We start from the raw sequence: 19,942 nt of genomic DNA, 5'->3' as shown, positions 1-19,942 counted from the left end.
TCAACCCAACAGGAGCCCCCATGCCCGACTCTCACCCCCCCGCTTCCGCTCCGTCCAAAGCTTCCGATCTGCTTGTTGCCGCGCTGGAGCGGGAAGGCGTCGAATACATCTTTGCCGTCCCCGGCGAGGAGAACCTCGACCTGCTGGAATCCCTGCGCACCTCCAGCATCGAACTGGTGCTGACCCGCCACGAGCAGGGCGCGGGCTTCATGGCGGCGACCTATGGCCGCCTGACCGGCAAGACGGGGGTGTGCATGGCGACGCTTGGCCCCGGCGCCACCAACCTGGCCACCGCCGCCGCCTATGCCCATCTCGGGGCGATGCCGCTGATCATGATCACCGGGCAGAAGCCGATCAAGAAATCGAAACAGGGCCGGTTCCAGATCATCGACATCGTCAACCTGTTCGATCCGATCTGCAAGATGTCCAAGCAGATCGTCCACGGCAACACCATCCCCGCCCTGATCCGCGAGGCCTTCCGCACCGCCGAGGAGGAACGCCCCGGCGCGGTTCTGCTGGAACTGCCGGAGGATATCGCCGCCGAAGAAACCGACGCCTCTGTCCTGCAGCCCCACCCGCGCCATTACGCGGTGGCGGGCGACGCGGTGCTGAACGAGGCGGCAGAGATGATCCGGGCCGCCAAGATGCCGCTGCTGCTGGTCGGGGCCGGGGCCAACCGGCGCAAGGCCCGCTCGGCGCTGTGCGATTTCACCGACCTGATCCAGATCCCCTTCTTCAACACCCAGATGGGCAAGGGCGTGGTCGACGAACGCTCGGACCTGTTCCTGGGCACTGCGGCGCTGTCGGATGGCGACTATCTGCACTGCGCCATCGACCGCGCCGACCTGATCATCAACGTCGGCCACGACGTGGTCGAAAAACCGCCCTTCTTCATGGAGGAAGGCGGCACCAAGGTGATACATGTGAACTACAAGGCGGCGCAGGTCGACCGGGTCTATTTCCCGCAGCTGGAGGTGGTTGGCGATCTGGCCCAGTCGATCACCCGGCTGGGCAAGATCCTCGGCGGGCCGCTGGATTTCGACCGCAGCTATTTCGAGCGCGTCAAGCGGGAGACCGACGAGCATATCTCCGAAGGCGCCGATGACGGGCGCTTCCCGGTGATCCCCCAGCGGCTGGTTGCCGACACCCGCAAGGTGATGGACGAATGCGATATCATCGCGCTGGACAATGGCATCTACAAGCTGTGGTACGCCCGCAACTACAAGGCCTATCAGCCCAACACCGTGCTGCTGGACAACGCGCTGGCGACCATGGGCGCGGGGCTGCCTTCGGCGATGATGGCGGCCAAGCTGAACCCGGACCGCCGGGTAATGGCGATCTGCGGCGACGGCGGCTTTATGATGAACAGCCAGGAGATGGAAACCGCGGTCCGCCTCGGCCTCAACCTGGTGGTGACGGTGCTGAACGACAGCGCCTATGGAATGATCCGCTGGAAACAGGCCCACGCAGGCTTCGGCGACTGGGGGCTGGAGTTCAACAATCCCGATTTTGTCCAGTACGCAGGCAGCTACGGCGCCACCGGCCACCGGATCGAGCGCACCGAAGACCTGCTGCCAACCTTTGAAAAAGCCTTTGACGCGGGCGGCGTGCATCTGATTGATGTGCCGGTGGACTACAGCGAAAACCAGCGGGTCCTGATCGAGGAGCTGGCCGACAAGGTGTGCCTGATATGAGCGAAACCATAGACGTTGTGAACCCGTTCAGCCTGGAGTGTATCGGCACGGCCGAAACCTCAGGCTGGGACCGGATCGACGCGATGCTGGACACCGCGCACGGGCTGTTCCGCAACCGCGATGCGTGGCTGCCCGCCTATCAGCGCATAGACATCCTCAAGAAAACCGCCCGGCTGATGGAGGACCGCTTTGACGAGCTGGCCCTGCTGATCGCCAGCGAGGGCGGCAAGCCCTTGGCCGACGCCAAGGTCGAGGTCAAGCGCGCCATCGACGGGGTGGAGCTGTGCGTGCATGAGATCGGCCAGATGGCGGGCACCGAAATCCCGATGGATCTGACCGAGGCCGGATCGGGCCGCATCGCCTTTACCCAGCGCGAGCCGATCGGGGTGGTGGTGGCCGCCAGCGCCTTCAACCATCCGCTGAACCTGATCGTGCATCAGGTCGCGCCGGCGGTGGCCACCGGCTGCCCGGTGATCGTGAAACCGGCGCAGGACACGCCACTGTCGTGCCAGGCCTTTGTCGCCATGCTGCACGAGGCCGGGCTGCCGCAGGACTGGTGCCGCGATGTGGTCTGCTCCAACGCGGTGGCGGAGAGGATGATCACCGACCCGCGCACGGGGTTCTTCTCCTTCATCGGCTCCGCCCGCGTCGGCTGGATGCTGCGCTCCAAGCTCGCCCCCGGCACCCGCTGCGCGCTGGAACACGGCGGCGCCGCGCCGGTGATCGTGGCCGAGGACGCGGACATCGGCGCGATGATCCCGCTGCTGGCCAAGGGCGGCTTCTACCACTCCGGCCAGGTCTGCGTCTCGGTGCAGCGGGTGTTTGCCCCCGCCGCCAAGGCCGAAGAGATCGCGCAGAAACTGGCCGAAGCGGCACAGGCGCTGAAGGTCGGCGATGCCACCGACCCGACCGTCGACTGCGGCCCGCTGATCCGCCCGGGCGAGGTCGACCGGGTCGAGGACTGGGTGCAGGAGGCACTGGACGGCGGCGCCAGGCTGCTGGCGGGCGGCAAACGGCTGGGCAAGACCACCTATGCCCCCACCGTGCTGCTGGACCCGCCCGCGGAGGCCCGCGTGTCGCAGCAGGAAATCTTCGGCCCGGTGATCTGCGTCTACAGCACGGACAGCATCGCGCAGGCCATAGGGACCGCCAACAGCTTGCCCTATGCCTTCCAGGCCGCGGTCTTCACCCAAAGCCTGGACACCGCGATGCAGGCGGTGCGCGGGCTGGATGCCACCGCGGTCATGGTCAACGACCACACCGCCTTCCGGGTCGACTGGATGCCCTTCGCCGGCCGCCGCCAGTCCGGCTACAACACCGGCGGCATCGGCTACACCATGCATGACATGACCCAGGACAAGATGGCGGTGATCCGGCTCTGACGCGGGGATGCGCCGGGCAGGGCTGTTCCAGCCCCGCCTAGGTCGCCGCCGCCGGGGCCGGTTTTTCGTCCCGCGGCGGGAGGCCGAACTTGCGGGCATATTCGCGGCTGAACTGGGTCGGGCTTTCATAGCCCACGTCATAGGCCGCCGAGGCCACCGACCGCCCGCCGCTCATCAGCAAGCGCCGCGCCTCCAGCAGCCGCAGCTCCTTCTGGTACTGCAGCGGCGTGGTGGAGGTGAGCGTTTTGAAATGCTCGTGAAAGGTCGACTGGCTCATCCCTGCTGCGGCGGCCAGCTCCGCCACGGCGATCGGCGCCTTGTACCCCGCGCGGATCAGCGCAATCGCCTTGGAAATCCGGCTCGCCGGGCTTTCGTGCAGCAGCAGCTGCCGCAGCATCCCGCCGTGCTGGGCGCGCAGCAGCCGGAAATGGATCTCCCGCAGCACCAGCGGCGCCAGCGCCTGCACCTCCGCCGGGTCCTGCGACAGCCGGAACAGCCGCGCCATCGCATCGGTCAGCGCCGCATCGCTGTCCGCCACGCTCATCGAATGGGTGCCCCGCTGCTGTCCCGCTGCCGCGCCGGCCTCATCATACAGGCTGCGCGCGGTGGCCAGATCCAGCCGCAGCACCAGCGAGACATAGGGCTTGTCCGGCGCGGCATCGATCACCCCCGCCGTCACCGGCAGCGCATGGCTGACGATCAGCGACATGCCCGCGCCATAGCGGATCACCCGGTCTTCCAGATGCGCCTCCTTGGCGCCCTGCAGCACCAGGCACATGACGGGCTCATAGACCATCGCCTGAAATTCGGTCGGGGTCTCGCGGCAAAAGGCGAACAGCCCGCCCACCCCGGTCTCGCAGCCGTCCTCCGGCGTGCCCTTGGCGCGGACAAAGGCGGCAACTTCTTCGATCAGATCCTGCGGCACCATTGGCGCACCTCCTGTTGCAGCTGACTATAGGCGCGGGGCAGCCGCAACAGAACCGCAAATCCCGGCGGTCTGGAGGATCAGGCAGATCATCCGGAGGATCAGGCACGGCAATCCGCCCCGCACGCCCTACCTTTTTCTGCAACCAATACAGCCGGGGCGGCGGCAAGCCCTGGCAGCACAACACTTGCGGGAGGATATTTCATGTACACAGACGCAGTTGCAGCAGGCGGCCTGGCGGTGGTGACAGGCGGTGCCAGCGGGGTTGGATTTGCGGCCGCCGAACGCTTTGCCCAGGCCGGGCTGGGGGTGGTGCTGGCCGACCTGCCGGGCGACGCGCTGGAGCAGGCGGCAGAGCGCTTGCGCAGCGTCGCTGCGGCGAACGCGCCGGTGCTGGCGGTTCCAACGGACGTCAGCAAGCCGGAGGAGCTCGCGGCGCTGGCCGATGCCGCTTTCGACGCGGGCGACGTGGCGGTGCTGATGAACAACGCAGGCATCGCCCGCCTCTCCGGCAGCTGGGAAAACCCGGACGCCTGGCGCGCGATGATCGAGGTGAACCTGTTTGGCGTGCTGAACGGCGTGCAGGCCTTTCTGCCCCGGATGATCGCCGCCGCGCGCCCCGCGGCGGTGGTCAACACCGGCTCCAAACAGGGCATCACCACACCGCCGGGCAATCCGGGATACAATGTCTCCAAGGCGGGGGTGAAGGTGCTGACGGAGATGCTGGCCCACGATCTGCGCCAGGCGGAAGCGCCAATCAGCGCGCATCTGTTCGTGCCCGGCTTCACCTATACCGGCATGATCGCCAGCGTCATGCCGGAAAAACCCGCCGCCGCCTGGACCTCCGGGCAGACGGTGGACCATCTGCTGACCCGCATGGCAGCGGGCGATTTCTATATCCTCTGCCCCGACAACGACGTGACCCCCGAGCGCGACCAGCGCCGGGTCGCCTGGGCCCTGGGCGACATCCTCGAAAACCGCCCGGCCCTGTCGCGCTGGCATCCCGATTACGCGGACGCCTTCGCCGCATTCGAAAAATCCTGACCCGTACATTCCAGCCAAGGGGAGGCCCCAGAACCATGGCAATTTCATTGAATCTCAACGGCCAGACGCATCAGGTGGAGGCCGAACCCGGCACCCCGCTGCTGTGGGTGATCCGCGATGAGCTGAAGCTCACCGGCACCAAGTTCGGCTGCGGCGTGGCCGCCTGCGGCGCCTGCACCGTGCATCTGGACGGCGAGCCCGTGCGCTCCTGCCAGACCTATGTGGAGGACGCCGAAGGCGCCGAGATCACCACCATCGAAGGGCTGGACTCCAAGGTGTCCAAGGCCGTGCAGGACGCCTGGGTGGAGCTGGACGTGGTGCAATGCGGCTATTGCCAGTCGGGCCAGATCATGTCCGCCGTGGGCCTGCTGAGCGAAAACCCCAAGCCGACGGTTGAGGAGATCGACGATTACATGGACGGCAACGCCTGCCGCTGCGCCACCTACCAGCGCATCCGCGCCGCGATCCAGCGCGCATCCGAAATGATGGAGGCCTGATATGACCCTCACCACCTCCCGCCGCGGTTTCCTCGCCTCCGCCGCCGCCGCTGCCGCGGTCCTCTATGTCGGCGTCCGTCCGAACGGCGCGCTGGCGGCCGGCGCCGCGCCTGCGCAGCTGAACCCGTTTGTGAAGATCAGCGCCGACGGCACCGTCACCGCCATTATCAAGCACTTCGAGAAGGGCCAGGGCCCGGCCACCGGCCTCACCACCCTGATCGCCGAGGAGCTGGGCGTTTCGATGGAGGACATTCGTTACGAATTCGCCCCCTCCGATGCCGCGCGCTATGCCAACCTGGCGTTCGGGCAGATGCAGGGCACCGGCGGCTCCACCGCGATGGCCAATTCCTTCATGCAGTACCGCCAGGCCGGGGCCGCCGCGCGCGAAATGCTGATCAAGGCCGCCGCCGAAGCCTGGGGCGCAGACGCCGCAGCGCTGAGCCTTGAGGACGGCATCATCACCGGCGCAGGCCAGTCGGCGCCGATTGCGGAATTCGTTGCCGCCGCCGCGCAGATGGAGGCCCCGGCAGAGCCGCGGCTGAAGGACCCCAGCGCATTCCGCCTGATCGGCAACCCGCAGGTGAAGCGGAAGGACTCGCTGCCCAAGACCAATGGCACCGCGATGTTTGCGATGGACCTGCATCTGCCGGGGCAGATGGTTGCCGTGATCCTCCGCAGCCCGCGCATGGGCGGGCTTGCCAGCGGGTTTGACGATACCGGCGCCATGGCGGTCAAAGGCTACATCCGCGCCGCCGTCCTGCCCAACCAGGCGGGCATCGCAGTCTATGCCGAGAACACCTGGGCCGCGTTCCAGGCCCGCGACGCGATCACCGTGGACTGGGATTTTTCAAACGCCGAACACCGCAGCTCGGACCAGATCCGCGAGGAACTGCTGGCCGCGGTGTACGCCGAGCCGGAATTCAACGTGACCGGCGCGGACCACGCCGCCACCACGGAGCAGATCAAGGGCGCGGCGCAGGTGGTGGAGCAGACCTTCTACTTCCCGCTGCTGGCGCACGCGCCGATGGAGCCGCTCACCTGCACGATCGAGGCCGACGCGGACGGCGGCGTCACTCTGCACGACGGCTGCCAGTTCCCCAGCGGGCCGCATATGGCACTGGCGCAAATCTTCCAGCTGCCGATGGACAAGGTGCGCATCAACACGATGTTCGCCGGCGGCTCCTTCGGCCGCCGCGCCACGCCGACGGCCGATTACCAGGTGGAGGCGGCGCTGGCCTTTGCCCTGACCGACCGCACCCGCCCGGTGAAACTGGTCTGGTCGCGCGAGGATGACATCACCGGCGGCTATTACCGCCCCGCGGTGGCGCACCGGGTGCGGGTTGGTCTGGACGCGGAGGGCAATATCACCGGCTGGGACCACCGCATCGCCGCGCAGTCGATCCTGAAAGGCACCGCGTTTGAGAGCATGATGGTGCACGGCGGCGTCGATCACAGCTCGGTCGAGGGCGCGGCGGACACCCCCTACAGGATCCCGGCGCAGTTCACCGGCCTCAGCGACGTGGCCAAGGCCACCCCGGTGCTGTGGTGGCGCTCGGTCGGGCACACCCACACGGCCTATGTGATGGAGGTGATGATGGACGAAGCCGCCCGCGCCTCAGGCCGCGATCCGGTGGACTTCCGCCTGGCCCTGCTGGAGGGCGGCGGCGCCGATCAGCAGCGGCTGGCCGGGGTGCTGAAACTGGCCGCGGAGAAGGCCGGCTGGGGCAGCGCGCCGGAAGGCCGCAGCCAGGGCATCGCTGTCCACAAGAGCTTTGGCAGCTATGTGGCCGAGGTGGTGGAGGTCTCCGGCAACGCCGGGGACGGGGTGAAGATCGAGAAAGTCACCTGCGCGGTGGATTGCGGCATCGCGGTCAACCCGGATGTGATCAAGGCGCAGATGGAGGGCGGCATCGGCTATGGCCTGGGCCATGCGATGCGCAACCAGATCACCCTGACCGAAGGCGTGGTGGACCAGTCCAACTTCCCGGATTACGAGCCGCTGCGGATCGGCGACATCGGTGCCATCGAGGTGCATATCGTGCCCTCTGCCGAAATGCCCACGGGGGTTGGCGAACCCGGCACCCCGCCCGCGGCCCCGGCGCTGGCCAATGCCATCGCGGCGGACGGCCCGCGGGTGACAGAGCTGCCGATGGTCCTGAACGGAGTCAGCTTCGCCTGAGCCTGCCCCGCGCCGGGCAAGGGATCCGGTGCGGGGAAATCCTTTTTAGTACAAGGGCTTAACAACCCCGCGTCAAACCAGACCCATGGCGATGGCGGACTGCGGGGTGATGCCGAGATCGGCAAACCCCGCCATTCCCTCGCCCACCGTGTTGTCGTGTTCCATCAGGGCGATCTGCGCCCGCGTCACCGGCGGCTGCGGCAGCAGCGACAGCGGCACCGCCCCCGCCCGCCATAGCGCAAAGGGCACCGGCAGCAGCAGGCGGCGGCGTCCCGACAGCACCGCCAGCCGCCGCAGGATTTCCCGGTAGGTGAACACATCCGGCCCGCCCAGCTCAAACACCTTGCGCGGCGCCCGCGCGCCATCCAGGAGGCGGCAGACCGCCTCTGCCACATCGCCCGCCCAGACCGGCTGCAGCCGCGTGCGCCCGCTGCCGAACAGCGGGATCACCGGCAGGCGGGCGACGATCTTCTGCAGGTCGCCGAAAAAGGCGCCGCTGCGGCTGAACATCACGCTGGGCCGCAGGATGACGGCGCCCGGAAAGACGCTGCGCACGGCGGCCTCGCCCTCGGCCCGGGCGCGCACATAGGCCGAGGGCGATTGCAAGCTGGCGCCGATGCCGGAGATATGGACCAGCCGCTGCACCCCGCCGTTCCGCGCCAGCCGGGCGATCCGGCGGGCGCCCTCGGCATGAACGTCCTGAAAGCTCTGCTGGCGGGTCTCGGCGTAAAAGCCGATGCAATTGACCACGGCAGCGGCGCCCTCCAGCGCCCGGGCCAGGGTGTCCGGGTCCGCCAGATCCATCCCCACCAGCCGGACCCCGCGGTCCCAGCTGCCGGGGTAAGAGGCCGCGGCCTCCGGAAACCGTGTTCCGGCGCTGACCGGGCAGCCGCGGTCCTGCAGCCGGCGCACCACCCGCTGGCCCAGAAACCCGGTGCCGCCAAGCACGATCACATTCCGCTCGCTGGTCTTCATGGCGCATAGCCCCGCGTAAGCCTGCGTCAGCGGCGCAGGCCTTTCCCGGCCCGGGTCCGCCCCAGGCCTGCCCGCCCGGCAGCAACCGCCCGGCGGACCATTCCATCGCAGCGCTACCACATAGCGCGGCCGCCCGCCCGCGCCACCGGCGCCAGCAAATGCGCCGCCCCAGCGCCATCGCCAGCCCGCACGCGGCGCGGCAGGCGGCGGCAAATTGTCAGCTGACAACTCCGGTAAAATTTTAGGCACCCCGCCAGGCTGCCGCGCGGTCAGGGCGGGCTGCCCGGGCACCGGCCTCAGACCGTCAGATCCTCCAGGATCCGGTCCATCATCGCATCGCAGGTGGCCAGCTGGCTCAGCTCCAGATACTCGTCCGGCTGGTGCCCCTGCCCCGCCATCGACCCCGGGCCGCAGACCACAGTTGGAATGCCCAGCCGGTCAAAGACCCCGGCCTCGGTGCCAAACGCCACCTTGGTGCAGCCGGGGCTGCGGGCCAGGGTGCGGGCATAGACCGCAACCGGGCTGTCCGGCGGCGTGCCGAGGCCGGGATAGGCGCTGTCCAGCGCCACCTCGATGCAGGCCTCCGGCGCCGGGTAGCGGGCAGAGACCCGGTCCGCCGCCGCCCGGATGCGGGCCATTATGTCCTCGGGCCGGTCGGCGGGCAGATGGCGGTATTCAAACGCCAGCTCAGCCCGGTCCGGCACGATGTTGAGCGCACTGCCGCCAGAGAGCGTCCCGGCATGAACCGTGGTGTAAGGCACATCATAGGCCGCATCCCGCGCGCCATGGGCGGCGAAGTCCGCCTGCAGCGCGCGCAGTTCCGCCAGGAAATCCGCCGCCAGATGCAAGGCGTTGGTGAATTGCGGCGCCAGCGCCGAATGGCCGCTCCGGCCGCGGCAGACGGCCCGCAACGCGGCCTTGCCCTTGTGGCCTGTGGCCACCTGCATCTGCGTCGGCTCGCCCACGAAACAGGCGCGCGGGCGGCCCGCCAGCGGCGCCAGCCGGTCCAGCATCTGCTGAATGCCAACGCAGCCGATCTCCTCGTCATAGGACAGCACGATCTTCAGCGGCGCCTTCAGCTCAGCCGCCGCCGCCCGCCCGGCCAGCGCCAGCACGCTCGCGGCATAGCCCTTCATGTCGGTGGTGCCGCGGCCATAGACGCGCGCGCCCTCACGGGTCAGGCGGAAGGGATCGCGGCTCCACGCCTGCCCGTCCACGGGCACCACATCGGTATGCGCCGACAGCAGAACCCCCGCCCCCGCCGGGCCGGTTTCGGCATAAAGCCCGGTCTTGCGGCCGCAGGGCGACGGCAGGCGCGTCACCCGAAAGCCATGCCCCGTCAGAACATCCTGCGCATAGGCGGCCAGGTCCAGGTTGGAGTTGCGGCTGACCGTGTCAAAGGCGGTCAGCCGCTCCAGGATCTCCAGCGTCCCGGCAAGGTCAGTCAAGCCGGAACCCGATCTTCAGCGCGACCTGATAGTGCGCGACCTTGCCGTCCTCGACATGGCCGCGGATCTCGCCGACCTCGAACCAGCTGATGTGGTCGATGGTCTTGGCGGCCCGGGCAATCGCGCCGCTCACCGCATCCTCGATGCTGCTGGCGGAGCTGCCCACCACGTCAACCGTCTTGTAAATTGCGTCACTCATCACGTTTCTCCTCACTCTGCGGCCAGCCCGGCAATGGCGCGCGGCACCTGCGGCGCGCCGCCGGTGCCGGCCCGTTCAGCGCCAGCCAGTGTGACGGATTTGCTGCCTGCGTCCAGCCATTCCGCCTCAAAGGCCCCGCGGATGCCCCCGTGCTGCGGCCTATCGCGGCGGCGGCGCGGCCAGACCCGGCAGCGCGCCGTCCGTCACCAGCTCCGCGCAGTGACCGGCAAAGGCGCGGATGGTGCTCGACTGCTCCGCATCCGGTGCCATCAGCAGCCCCATCCGCATCGGGCGCAGATCCCCCTTCAGCGGGATGAACCTCAGCGGTTTGCCATCCGGCGACCGGTCGTTGACCGGGCGGATATTGGCAATCGAATAGCCATAGCCATTGGCCACCAGGCTGCGCATCACCGCCATGTCGCGGGTGCGCTCCGCCACGTTGGGCGTGATCCCGGCCTGCTGGAAGAACGACAGGAAATAATCCGCGCTGAACGGCAGATCCAGCAGCACCATCGGATGCGCGCAGAGCGCCTCCACCGTGACCTCCGGCAGATCCGCCAGCGGATGGCCTTCGCCCGCCAGCGCATAGGGCGGCAGCTCCGCCAGCGGGATGAAGCGCAGATCGGCCGGAATATCCAGGTCGTAGGTCAGCGCGATGTCCAGCTCCGCCCGCCGGAGGCCGCTGAAGATCGCCGCCTGATCCAGCTCGATCTGGCGCACGGCCACCTCGCCGTAACGGTCCTCGAAGCTGCGCCGCACCGCAGGCAGCACCACCTGGGCAAAGGTCAGCAGGCAGCCGACCGCCAGCGGCCCGCGCACCTGGCCGCAGATGCCGTCTGCGATTTCGGCCATGCGGGCGGCCTCGCGCAGCACGCAGCGGGCCTGCGCCAGCATCACCCGCCCCGCCTGCGTCAGCGCCAGCCCCTGCGCGTGGCGGCGGACAAACAGCGGCACCCCGAATTCCTGTTCCAGCTGCGCAATCGCCGCCGAGATCGAGGGCGAGGACACGTTCACCTTCTCCGAGGCCAGCGCGATAGACCCCGCTTCCCCCACGGCGGCGAAATACTCCAGCTGGCGCAGCGTGTATCTGACAGGCAAGGGCAGGCTCTCCCGGGGCTGGGCGGATCAGGGCGCATCCTTGATCCGGGCGGTTTTCAGCGCAGTCTACGTCCGCGGCAGGGGCAAGGACAGGGGCCGCGCGCGCCCGCACAGCCCCGCCCCCGCCGCCGGTCACTCGTCGCCGGGCACGCCGTAGGACGGGGCCGCCCGCGGGTCGAGCGCGCGCTGCACATAGGCGTCCAGCTGCGGGCTGTAGATATCCCAGGCGGCGGCGACCGCCTCCACCGGGCAGTCCTCGCTCCAGTCGCAGCGCAGGTCGGCCACCGGCCAGCTCACCTTGCCGACCAGCTTCAGGCCCGCCGAATGCACCGGCCCGGCCTCGCCGCCCGCCGCCAGCCCGGCGCGCAAGGCCGCAATCAGCCGGCCGCCCAGATGCCCTTCAGCCGCCTGAAACCCCTCCACGATCGCCTGGCACACCCCGTCATTGGCCAAAAGATTGCCGCCCGAGGCCACGTCCCGGCCCTCTGCCTGCGCCCAGATCCCCAGCGCGTTCGCCCCGGAATGAATGGCGGTGCCGCCTGCGCTGTCCACCACCAGCACCTGCCGGTATTCCATGAAGCTGCCGCGCCGCTGCACTTCCTGCAGGGCCTCAGCCGCGCTCAGGCCCTGTCCCATCAGGTCCAGCGCCAAGGGCCCGAGGCTGGGGTCGGTCACGTTCTGGCTGGCCGCCGCGCCGGTGCCCGCCCGGGCAAAGGAACAGCGCGCCGCCACCGCTGGCGACGACGACGCGATCGCCACCCCGAACATGCCGCTGTCCGCACAGCGCGCCACAAGCGAAAATGTCATCGTCTCTCCTCCTCACCAGCCGCTGGAGATGATCCGTTCTTCATCTGGCCGGAAATATCCTCGGGGGTGAATTGAGCCGCAGGCTCAAGAGGGGGCAGACAGCCCCCTTCGCGCTTCCGGATTAGTCCGGAATGACCGCCGTGGCATCGATCTCCACCAGCCACTCGGGCCGCGCCAGCGCCTGCACCACCAGCCCGGTGCTCACCGGATACACCCCTTTGATATATTCGCCCATGGTGCGGTAGACCGCCTCGCGGTGGCGCACGTCGGTGATATAGACCACGACCTTCACCAGATGCTCCATCGAGCCGCCGGCCTCCCCGATCAGCTGCCGGATGTTCTGCATCACCTTATGGGTCTGCTCCGCCGGATCGTGGCTGCCGATATTCCTCGCATCATCGAGGTTCTGCGGGCACTGGCCGCGCAGATAGACGGTCTTGCCGCCATAGGTCACAACCGCCTGGCACAGGTCGTTGTCCAGGTTCTGTTCCGGGTAGGTGTCCCTGGTGTTGAACTTGCGGATGCGGGTATGGGCCATGGTGTTCTCCTGTCATGACGGCGGGCGGGCGGGTGCGGCGGCTGGGGCGCAATCCGCCCTCAGGCCTGCTCCGCGCCGCGCCCGGCAGGGCCGCGGTAGCTTTCATAGTGGCGCTGGATGGCGATCTGGTCCGCCACATGGCTGGCATCATGCCAGACGCCCCAGATAAAGGTCGAGCCGCGCCGCGACTGCCAGGGCAGGCCCAGGAAATAAACCCCCGGCGCGCGCGACACCCCGCGCTGGTGCTGCGGGCGGCCCTGATCGTCAAACGCATCCGCCTTCAGCCAGGAGAAATCCTGCCGGAAGCCGGTCGCCCAGAGAATAGTAGTGATGCCCTGCGCCTCCAGGTCCAGCGTGCGCAGCGGGCGGGTCAGGCACTCCGGGTCGGGGAAGGCCGCGCGCGCCTGCGGCTCCTCCGGCAGATCAAGGCCGTTGCGCGCCGCATAGGCATCGGCGCGGTCGAGGATCTTCAGGTAATCGGCATCGCCATTGGCGATGTTCTGCTGCAGGTCGCCCGCAAAGGCCAGCACCCCGCCCTCAAAGGCTTCGGTCATCCCCAAGAGGGTCACGCCCTCGCCCGCCAGACGGCGGAAATCCATCGTCCGCCCGCCATAGGCGCCGCTGACGGAGATCGTCACGTGCTGCCTGCCCGGGTCCTGCGCCGCCACGTCCCACAGGCCCAGCACCCCCAGCCACCAGACATAATCGCGGCCGCGGTACCGCCGCGGCGGCCGGTCGTGCGGCCCCACCGACAGATAGACCTTGCGGCCCGCGCGGTTCAGCTCATCGGCGATCTGCGCGCCGGAGGAACCCGCCCCCACCACCAGCACCGCGCCGTCCGGCAATTGCCCGGGGTTGCGGTAGCGGAAGGAGTGCAGCTGATGCACGCCCGCCGCCTGCGGCACCAGCGGCGGGATCACCGGGTGCTGAAAGGCGCCAGTGGCGGCGACGATGCGCTGCGCCTCGATCACCCCGTCCGAGGTCTCCACCCGGAACCTGCCGCAGCCGTCGAGGCGTTCTGCCTTCAGCACCTCCACCCCGGTGCGGACCGGCGCGCTGATGCGTTCGGCATATTCGGCAAAATACTCTGCCACCCGGTCCTTGCCCGCAAACGCCTCCGGGCCGGTGCCGGTGAATTCGAGATTGGGAAAGCGGTCATGCCAGGCCGGTCCGTTGGCGACCAGGGAATCCCAGCGGCCGGTCCGCCAGGCCTCGGCGACGCGGTTCTTTTCCAGCACCAGATGCGGCACGCCGTTGCGGCTCAGATGCTCGCTCATGGCGATGCCCGCCTGGCCTGCGCCAACCACCAGCGTGTCAACCGTTTCTGCCGCCATATCCGCCCCCCTGCGATCCCGCGCGGGCTGCTGCCCCGCCGCGCTGTCCCGGCAGCATTTCCACATCACAGGGCCAAGGCAAAGAAGTGCATGGCGAACCGCTGCTTCGCTTGAGGCTAAGCAAGGAGTTTTCGCTGCGTTCAGGGCCTTGCGGGACATCCGCAGCACAGCCCGCCCCGGCGCACGGCCGTCAGCGCATCACAAAGGGGTCCGGGATCACCTCATCGCTGGTGCGCAGCCAGACCGTCTTCACCCTGGTGTAATCCAGCGCCGCCTGCAGCCCGCCCTCGCGCCCGTGGCCGGACAGCCCGTGGCCGCCAAAGGGCGCAACCGGGCTGACCGCGCGGTAGGTGTTGACCCAGACAATCCCGGCCCGGATGCCCCGGATCATCCGGTGCGCCCGGGTCAGGTTCTGGGTGAACACGCCCGAGGCGAGGCCGAAGGCAGTGCTGTTGGCAATCTCCACCGCCTCCGCCTCGGTGCCGAACTCCACAACAGACAGGACGGGACCAAAAAATTCGGTGCTGAGGCAGGGCGCCCCCGGCGCGTCAGAGCAGTCCAGCACCGTGGGCGGGAAATAGAACCCCTCCCCCTCCGGCACGGTGCCGCCGGTGATCAGCTTCGCACCCGCCTCGACCGACGCCGCGATCAGCCGCAGCGCATGGCCGCGCTGTTTGAGGGTACAAAGCGGCCCTACTTCGGTCGCCATGTCATCCGGCGCGCCGATGACCACCGCTTCGGCCTTTTCCTTCAGCCGCTTCAGAAACGCATCCTTGATGCCCCTCTGGATCACCAGCCGCGATCCGGCAACGCAGCTTTGCCCGGTGGCGGCAAAGATCCCCGACACCTGCGCATTCACCGCGCTTTCCAGATCGGCGTCGTCGAACACGATGAAGGGCGACTTGCCGCCCAGCTCCAGCGAGGTGGAGGCGAGGTTTTCCGCAGAATTGCGCACAATATGGCGTGCGGTCTCCGGTCCGCCGGTGAAAGCGACATGCGCGACCGAGGCGTGGCGGGTCAGCGCCGCCCCCGCCTCCGGCCCGCCGGTGATCACGTTCAGCACGCCGGGCGGAAAGCCCGCCTGATCAAAGATCCGGGCAAATTCCAGCATCGGCGCGGGACCGTCCTCAGACGCTTTCAACACCACCGTGCAGCCCGCCGCCAGCGCCGGGCCGATTTTCACCGCCGACAGGAACAGCTGCGAATTCCACGGCACGATGGCGGCCACCACCCCCACCGGCTCGCGCCGCAGCCAGACCTCCATGTCCGGCTTGTCGATCGGCAGATGCGCGCCCTCGATCTTGTCCGCCAGCCCTGCGTAATAGCGGTAGTAGTCCGCCACATAGGCGATCTGGGCCGAGGTTTCGCGAATGATCTTGCCGGTGTCGCGGGTTTCCAGCTCCGCCAGCCGGGGCGCGTTTTCCGCCACCAGATCCGCCAGCCGCAGCAGGAGCTTGCCGCGCTGGGTGGCACTCATGCCCGCCCACTCGGGTGAGAAGAATGCAGTCTCCGCGGCCCGAACCGCCCGGTCCACATCCGCCGCCGAAGCGCTTGGCATCCGTGCCCAGGCTTTGCCGGTGGCCGGATCGAGGCTGGCAAAGGTCTCGCCTGCGTCCTCAAACGCCCCGCCAATATACTGCTGGAAGGTCTGCATCTGCCGCTCCCTTATTGAAACGCCGGCATCACTTGCGCGATGAACCGCTCTAGCGAGGCTTTCTTGCGTTCGAAACTCATGCTGGAGTCGATCCAGAACGAATATTCATCATACCCCAGCGCCTCGTATTTCTTCAGCCGCTCGATCACCGCCGCCGGTTCGCCGATCACCAGATCGCGCTCCATCGCCTCGGGCGAGTAGAACGGATGGGCTGCGATTTCCTCATCTGAAAGCGGGTCGATCAGGCCCTGCGACACGTCCCGCTGGTTCATGAACCATGCGCCGAAGTAGCAGTAGAAGCGGTTGAGTTCCTCCGCCCCGCGTTTCACGTCCGCGGCGCTGTCCGCCACATAGGTGTGCTGCAACAGCATGATCCTGGGCCGCGGCACGTCACTATGCTTGGCGCAGGCGTCGTTGAACTTGCCCATCAGGTCGGCAATCTCCTCGTCGCCTTTCCACAACGGTGTCACCTGCACATTGCAGCCGTTGGCCACGGCGAACTCGTGGCTGTTGGGATCGCGCGCCGCCACCCAGACCGGCGGGCCGTTTTCCTGCAGCGGCTTGGGCGAAGAGGTCGCCTTGGGGAAGGAGTGGAACTCCCCCTCCTGCGCGTAATCGCCCTGCCACAGGCCCTGCACCGCCGGGATCAGCTCCCGCATCCGCTGGCCTGCTTCCCAGGCGTCCATGCCGGGCATCATCCGCTCGTATTCGAACGAATAGGCGCCGCGCGCGATGCCCAGATCCAGGCGGCCATTGGTGATGATGTCGGTCATCGCCGCCTCGCCCGCCAGCCGGATCGGATGCCAGAACGGCGCAATCACCGTCCCCGTCCCCAGCCGCACGTTCCGGGTGTGCCGCGCCACGTCGATGAGGTTCAGGAACGGGTTCGGCGAGATGGTGAAGTTCATCCCGTGATGCTCACCCGTCCAGACCGCGTGCATCCCGCCGTCATCGGCGATTTTGCACAGCTGGATGAATTCGTCATAGAGCTGCTTCTGGTCGTCCGCCGCGGAAATCCGCTCCATATGCGCAAAGAGGGAAAACTTCATGCGCCCTTGCTCCCTGTGGCAACGGGCCGAACCTGCCCGCTGGTCTGATTGCCGTAATACACCCCGAAATTGCCCATCCGGCTTTCACTGGCGAACCGTTCCAGCATGGTGCAGACCGCCGCATCGGCGATGTCCATCAGCGTGGATTGGGTCAGCGCCGTGAAGACCCCCTTGGCCGGTGTGCCGCCGGCCGACTGGCACAGGAACGAGATGTGCTGATGTTCGCGCGCCTTGTCCTCGAAGACGGAATAGATGAACCCCGGCTCCGCCGCGACGCCGGTTTCCGCGATCAGCCGGGCAAGCGCGGCTGAGGCGCCCTCCTTGCCGACCCGGGTTTCCGGCAGCGTCAGCTTGCCCTGGCCGTTGCCCATGAGCAGCACCTTGCCCTCATGCTCGATCAAGGCCGAGACGATCAGCTTGGCCCCCTGGCTCAGCGCCTCCGCCTCTGCCGCCGCCGTCACATAGGCGCCGCGGGCATATCCCAGCCCCGGCGCGGGCGAGGTCTCAAACGCCTCGACCCGGCCGATCAGGATCAGATGGTCGCCCGCCTCCACCCGGTTGTGCATGGAACAGTCGAACCAGGCGGAAACGCCCGCGAACACTGGGCTGCCCTGCGGTCCCTTTTGCCAGCTCACGGCAGCAAAGCGGTCCTCCACGGGGCGGGCGAAGGTGTTGGAGACATCCTTCTGATCCTCCGCCAGCACATTGACGGCAAAGCCTGCGGCCTGTTCGAACGCGGCATAGTTGCTGGAGGAATTGGCGATGCAGACCAGCACCAGCGGCGGGTCCAGCGAGACAGAGGTGAAGGAATTGGCGGTAAAGCCGATGGGGTTTCCGTCCGGATCATGCGCTGTCACCACGGTGACGCCGGTCATGAAGGTGCCAAAGGCATTGCGTAAGGATCTCGGGTCAAGGTCGCTCATGACGGCTCCTCCTCCTCGTTCAGCCAGTCCCGCAGGGCCGCGTTGACTTCTGCGGGCGCGGTCAGGTTGACCATATGCCGGTGGCCTTCGATGACAACCGCCCTGCCCCGCGGCGCGGCCTGTGCCATCGCCTCGGCCATTTCCGGTGTCGAGTTCGGGTCGCCATCGCCGGTCAGCGCCAAGAGCGGGCAGCGGATGCCGCCGAAGCCGTCCGCATAGGTGCTGTCGCCGCGGGCAAAGGCAGTGTAAGCGGCCGCGTAGCCTGCAAGGTTCACAGCCGACAGCCATCCGGCAACTTTCACCCGCGCCGCTTGGTCTGCGGCGCTCTCCCCGAACCACCGCGCCAGCGGCGTTTCCAGATCAAAGCTGCCCGCGCGGATTTCGGCGGCGCGCGCCTCCACCGCAGCCCGTGCCCCGGCTGAGCGGCGGAACACCCCGTTCAGCAGCGCTACGCGGGCCGCATTCTGAGGATGGCAGACCGCATAGCCGCCGGCAATCAGCGCCCCCATGGAATGGCCCGCCAGCGACACCGGCCCCAGGTCCAGCGCCGTCAGAACTTCATGCAGCCAGGCCACATAGTCCGGCAGCTCCGCGCCCTCCGGCAGCGGCGCGCTGCCGCCGTGGCCGGGCATGTCCAGCGCGATTACTTCGTGAGAGTTCGAGAGCGCCTCAATCTGCGGCCCCCAGGCCGCCGCCTGCATGCCAACCCCGTGGATCAGCACCAGCGGATCGCCACGCCCCGCCCGCTGGCAGGTGACGGTGCCGTAAGGCTCAGACAGCGGCAGGGTTGTCGGCGTCATGGCCCAGTTCCTTCAGGTCCTGATAGCGGTCGCCGATACGGTGATGCGGCCGCCCGCCGATGGAGGCGCCAAGCGCGATCACGATCTCATCCGGGCCGGGCGCATCGGCCACCGACAGCTGGATGGTCAGGTAATGGCTGCGCCGCCCGCCGTCGTTCTTGTCCATCAGCGGGATCTGCAGCGAGGCATTGGCCGGCCCGCGGGTGTTGGTGAAGGCGAGGTAGGATTTCGCGCCCACCGCCTCGCGGAAGTGGTTGCCGAAGCGCAGCGTGTGGATCAGGGCAGAGGCATGCTCCACCTCGCCATTCACACCGACAATGGCGGATTTGCCGTAGCCCTCAACCTTGCCGCCGCCGCCAGCGGCCTCCAGGATCATCGCGGTCAGCCTGGCCCCCAGACCCGGCGCGCAGTCGTGGATGGCCGGGCGCAGATCCTCGACAAACCCCTGCCCCGCCCAGGGGTTTTTGATCACCGCCACCGCGGCAATCATTTTCAGCGGGGTCTCAGCTGGTTTGCCGCCCTCGATCAGGGTCTCTTCGACATGCAGCAGCGTCTTGCGGATCTCGGCGGGCATGGGCGGGTCTTTCCTGTCTGATTCCAGTTGCCGTAATATGGTATACCATCATACAGTATGTCAATGCAGCCTTGTTCCGACCTGCCCCTGTTGCTATCGGAGGTCCCATGACCAGTCCCGTTATGAGCAAGATCGACCACCCCCCGCAGACCCTGCGCGACATCGTGCAGGAGCGGATGCGCGAGGCGATCATCTCCGGCCAGTTTGCCCCCGGCGCGCGTCTGGTGGAGCGGCCCCTGTGCGACCAGCTTGGCGTCAGCCGCACCGTGGTGCGCGAAACCATCCGCTATCTGGAGGCGGAGGGTCTGGTGGAGATCCTGCCCGGCAAGGGGCCGATCGTGGCGCAGCTCAGCTGTGAGGACGCGCGGCAGATCTACGACATCCGCCAGATGCTGGAGACCGCCGCCGCCACCGAATGCGCCAGGAACATCACGCCAGCGCTGGCGGAGCAGCTGAAGGCCGCGCTGCTGGAGCTGCAAGAGGCGGTGGCGGCAGGCGTGCCCGGCCCGATGCTGCGCGCCACGACGGAGTTTTACCGGATCATCTTTGCCGGCGCCGGCCACACGGTCGCCTGGGAGATCGCCCAGCGTCTGAACGGCCGCATCAGCCGGCTGCGGGCGGTGACGCTGTCAACTGCCGAGCGGCAGAAACCCGGCCCCGCCCATATGCAGGAGATCTGCGCCGCCATCGTATCAGGCGATGCCAAGGCCGCGCAGGCCGCCATTGAACAGCATCTGAGTGACGCGAAACACACTGCCGAGCGGCTGCTGAAAGAGGGGTAACCGATTTCCTGCGAGGAAATCGGCCATGAAAAATCGATTT

Annotated in this window: 19 protein-coding genes; 6 read left to right on the top strand and 13 right to left on the bottom strand. The window is 67.9% G+C overall.

From position 1 onward, the window contains the following. Positions 1 to 20 precede the first annotated feature (20 nt). Together R2C4_RS00405 and R2C4_RS00400 are read left to right on the top strand one after the other, a co-directional pair. A complete protein-coding gene (locus R2C4_RS00405; RefSeq protein WP_141889102.1) occupies positions 21 to 1,694 on the top strand; it encodes an acetolactate synthase large subunit in 1,674 nt (557 codons plus the stop codon). Beyond that, positions 1,691 to 3,076, top strand: a complete 1,386-nt coding sequence (locus tag R2C4_RS00400; protein ID WP_141889101.1) for an aldehyde dehydrogenase family protein — start codon at positions 1,691 to 1,693, stop codon at positions 3,074 to 3,076. The genes R2C4_RS00405 and R2C4_RS00400 overlap by 4 nt, the downstream gene beginning before the upstream one ends. Before the next feature lie 37 nt (positions 3,077 to 3,113). Here R2C4_RS00400 and R2C4_RS00395 read toward each other — a convergent pair whose 3' ends face one another. Beyond that, on the bottom strand, positions 3,114 to 4,004 hold the full coding sequence (locus R2C4_RS00395; protein ID WP_141889100.1) for an AraC family transcriptional regulator: 891 nt from the start codon (positions 4,002 to 4,004) through the stop codon (positions 3,114 to 3,116). Between the two features lie 201 nt (positions 4,005 to 4,205). Here R2C4_RS00395 and R2C4_RS00390 point away from each other — a divergent pair, with 201 nt between their 5' ends. From R2C4_RS00390 to R2C4_RS00380, 3 genes are read left to right on the top strand one after another with little or no spacing between them, the layout of a single operon-like run. Then, positions 4,206 to 5,045 carry an SDR family NAD(P)-dependent oxidoreductase gene (locus R2C4_RS00390; RefSeq protein WP_141889099.1) on the top strand — a complete coding sequence of 280 codons (840 nt, stop codon included), beginning with the start codon at positions 4,206 to 4,208 and terminating at the stop codon, positions 5,043 to 5,045. A gap of 35 nt (positions 5,046 to 5,080) precedes the next feature. Beyond that, complete coding sequence (locus tag R2C4_RS00385; RefSeq protein ID WP_141889098.1) at positions 5,081 to 5,542, top strand: (2Fe-2S)-binding protein; 462 nt, start codon at positions 5,081 to 5,083, stop codon at positions 5,540 to 5,542. 1 nt (position 5,543) lies between these two features. Continuing rightward, entirely contained in the window at positions 5,544 to 7,721 is a 2,178-nt protein-coding gene (locus R2C4_RS00380; protein WP_141889097.1) for a xanthine dehydrogenase family protein molybdopterin-binding subunit, read from the top strand. A 72-nt stretch (positions 7,722 to 7,793) separates the two neighbouring features. On the opposite strand, the gene R2C4_RS00375 is transcribed toward R2C4_RS00380, so the two are convergent. The 12 genes from R2C4_RS00375 to R2C4_RS00320 form a co-directional block, all read right to left on the bottom strand. Beyond that, on the bottom strand, positions 7,794 to 8,696 hold the full coding sequence (locus tag R2C4_RS00375; RefSeq protein WP_141889096.1) for a complex I NDUFA9 subunit family protein: 903 nt from the start codon (positions 8,694 to 8,696) through the stop codon (positions 7,794 to 7,796). Positions 8,697 to 8,992: 296 nt separating this feature from the next. Beyond that, positions 8,993 to 10,144: an acetylornithine deacetylase gene (gene argE, locus R2C4_RS00370; protein WP_141889095.1), complete on the bottom strand. Its 1,152-nt coding sequence runs from the start codon at positions 10,142 to 10,144 to the stop codon at positions 8,993 to 8,995. After that, the gene (locus R2C4_RS00365; RefSeq protein ID WP_058284809.1) at positions 10,137 to 10,343 is read right to left on the bottom strand and encodes a dodecin; all 207 of its coding nucleotides are present in this window, start codon (positions 10,341 to 10,343) and stop codon (positions 10,137 to 10,139) included. Before R2C4_RS00365 ends, argE begins: the two co-directional genes overlap by 8 nt. A 159-nt stretch (positions 10,344 to 10,502) precedes the next feature. Continuing rightward, positions 10,503 to 11,441 carry a LysR family transcriptional regulator gene (locus R2C4_RS00360; protein ID WP_141889094.1) on the bottom strand — a complete coding sequence of 313 codons (939 nt, stop codon included), beginning with the start codon at positions 11,439 to 11,441 and terminating at the stop codon, positions 10,503 to 10,505. Positions 11,442 to 11,573: 132 nt separating this feature from the next. Beyond that, complete coding sequence (locus R2C4_RS00355; protein WP_141889093.1) at positions 11,574 to 12,248, bottom strand: DUF1028 domain-containing protein; 675 nt, start codon at positions 12,246 to 12,248, stop codon at positions 11,574 to 11,576. 121 nt (positions 12,249 to 12,369) lie between these two features. Continuing rightward, positions 12,370 to 12,786 carry a RidA family protein gene (locus R2C4_RS00350; RefSeq protein ID WP_141889092.1) on the bottom strand — a complete coding sequence of 139 codons (417 nt, stop codon included), beginning with the start codon at positions 12,784 to 12,786 and terminating at the stop codon, positions 12,370 to 12,372. Between the two features lie 59 nt (positions 12,787 to 12,845). Then, entirely contained in the window at positions 12,846 to 14,120 is a 1,275-nt protein-coding gene (locus R2C4_RS00345; RefSeq protein ID WP_141889091.1) for a flavin-containing monooxygenase, read from the bottom strand. A 190-nt stretch (positions 14,121 to 14,310) separates the two neighbouring features. Next, the gene (locus R2C4_RS00340; RefSeq protein WP_141889090.1) at positions 14,311 to 15,774 is read right to left on the bottom strand and encodes an aldehyde dehydrogenase; all 1,464 of its coding nucleotides are present in this window, start codon (positions 15,772 to 15,774) and stop codon (positions 14,311 to 14,313) included. An 11-nt stretch (positions 15,775 to 15,785) separates the two neighbouring features. Next, positions 15,786 to 16,823 carry an LLM class flavin-dependent oxidoreductase gene (locus tag R2C4_RS00335; protein WP_141889089.1) on the bottom strand — a complete coding sequence of 346 codons (1,038 nt, stop codon included), beginning with the start codon at positions 16,821 to 16,823 and terminating at the stop codon, positions 15,786 to 15,788. Beyond that, complete coding sequence (locus R2C4_RS00330) at positions 16,820 to 17,746, bottom strand: flavin reductase (RefSeq protein ID WP_141889088.1); 927 nt, start codon at positions 17,744 to 17,746, stop codon at positions 16,820 to 16,822. Before R2C4_RS00330 ends, R2C4_RS00335 begins: the two co-directional genes overlap by 4 nt. Beyond that, positions 17,743 to 18,546, bottom strand: a complete 804-nt coding sequence (locus R2C4_RS00325; protein ID WP_141889087.1) for an alpha/beta fold hydrolase — start codon at positions 18,544 to 18,546, stop codon at positions 17,743 to 17,745. Before R2C4_RS00325 ends, R2C4_RS00330 begins: the two co-directional genes overlap by 4 nt. Next, positions 18,518 to 19,120, bottom strand: coding sequence for an amino acid synthesis family protein (locus tag R2C4_RS00320; RefSeq protein ID WP_141889086.1), 603 nt, complete (start codon positions 19,118 to 19,120; stop codon positions 18,518 to 18,520). The genes R2C4_RS00325 and R2C4_RS00320 overlap by 29 nt, the downstream gene beginning before the upstream one ends. A 107-nt stretch (positions 19,121 to 19,227) precedes the next feature. Here R2C4_RS00320 and R2C4_RS00315 point away from each other — a divergent pair, with 107 nt between their 5' ends. After that, a complete protein-coding gene (locus tag R2C4_RS00315) occupies positions 19,228 to 19,902 on the top strand; it encodes a GntR family transcriptional regulator (RefSeq protein WP_141889085.1) in 675 nt (224 codons plus the stop codon). Positions 19,903 to 19,942 lie beyond the last annotated feature (40 nt).

This window comes from Leisingera aquaemixtae (assembly GCF_006740765.1).
Classification (GTDB): Bacteria; Pseudomonadota; Alphaproteobacteria; order Rhodobacterales; family Rhodobacteraceae; genus Leisingera; species Leisingera aquaemixtae.
This window is presented reverse-complemented; position numbering and strand designations above follow the sequence as displayed.

Excerpts from the sequence above, each read along its gene's own strand:
- R2C4_RS00315 (WP_141889085.1), top strand. The coding sequence starts at position 19,228 with ATGACCAGTCCCGTTATGAGCAAGATCGACCACCCCCCGCAGACCCTG.
- R2C4_RS00385 (WP_141889098.1), top strand. The coding sequence starts at position 5,081 with ATGGCAATTTCATTGAATCTCAACGGCCAGACGCATCAGGTGGAGGCC.
- R2C4_RS00375 (WP_141889096.1), bottom strand. The coding sequence starts at position 8,696 with ATGAAGACCAGCGAGCGGAATGTGATCGTGCTTGGCGGCACCGGGTTT.
- R2C4_RS00400 (WP_141889101.1), top strand. The coding sequence starts at position 1,691 with ATGAGCGAAACCATAGACGTTGTGAACCCGTTCAGCCTGGAGTGTATC.
- R2C4_RS00365 (WP_058284809.1), bottom strand. The coding sequence starts at position 10,343 with ATGAGTGACGCAATTTACAAGACGGTTGACGTGGTGGGCAGCTCCGCC.
- R2C4_RS00340 (WP_141889090.1), bottom strand. The coding sequence starts at position 15,774 with ATGCAGACCTTCCAGCAGTATATTGGCGGGGCGTTTGAGGACGCAGGC.
- R2C4_RS00380 (WP_141889097.1), top strand. The coding sequence starts at position 5,544 with ATGACCCTCACCACCTCCCGCCGCGGTTTCCTCGCCTCCGCCGCCGCC.
- R2C4_RS00320 (WP_141889086.1), bottom strand. The coding sequence starts at position 19,120 with ATGCCCGCCGAGATCCGCAAGACGCTGCTGCATGTCGAAGAGACCCTG.
- R2C4_RS00350 (WP_141889092.1), bottom strand. The coding sequence starts at position 12,786 with ATGGCCCATACCCGCATCCGCAAGTTCAACACCAGGGACACCTACCCG.
- R2C4_RS00395 (WP_141889100.1), bottom strand. The coding sequence starts at position 4,004 with ATGGTGCCGCAGGATCTGATCGAAGAAGTTGCCGCCTTTGTCCGCGCC.
- R2C4_RS00390 (WP_141889099.1), top strand. The coding sequence starts at position 4,206 with ATGTACACAGACGCAGTTGCAGCAGGCGGCCTGGCGGTGGTGACAGGC.
- R2C4_RS00330 (WP_141889088.1), bottom strand. The coding sequence starts at position 17,746 with ATGAGCGACCTTGACCCGAGATCCTTACGCAATGCCTTTGGCACCTTC.
- R2C4_RS00325 (WP_141889087.1), bottom strand. The coding sequence starts at position 18,546 with ATGACGCCGACAACCCTGCCGCTGTCTGAGCCTTACGGCACCGTCACC.
- R2C4_RS00355 (WP_141889093.1), bottom strand. The coding sequence starts at position 12,248 with ATGACATTTTCGCTTGTGGCGCGCTGTGCGGACAGCGGCATGTTCGGG.
- R2C4_RS00345 (WP_141889091.1), bottom strand. The coding sequence starts at position 14,120 with ATGGCGGCAGAAACGGTTGACACGCTGGTGGTTGGCGCAGGCCAGGCG.
- R2C4_RS00405 (WP_141889102.1), top strand. The coding sequence starts at position 21 with ATGCCCGACTCTCACCCCCCCGCTTCCGCTCCGTCCAAAGCTTCCGAT.
- R2C4_RS00335 (WP_141889089.1), bottom strand. The coding sequence starts at position 16,823 with ATGAAGTTTTCCCTCTTTGCGCATATGGAGCGGATTTCCGCGGCGGAC.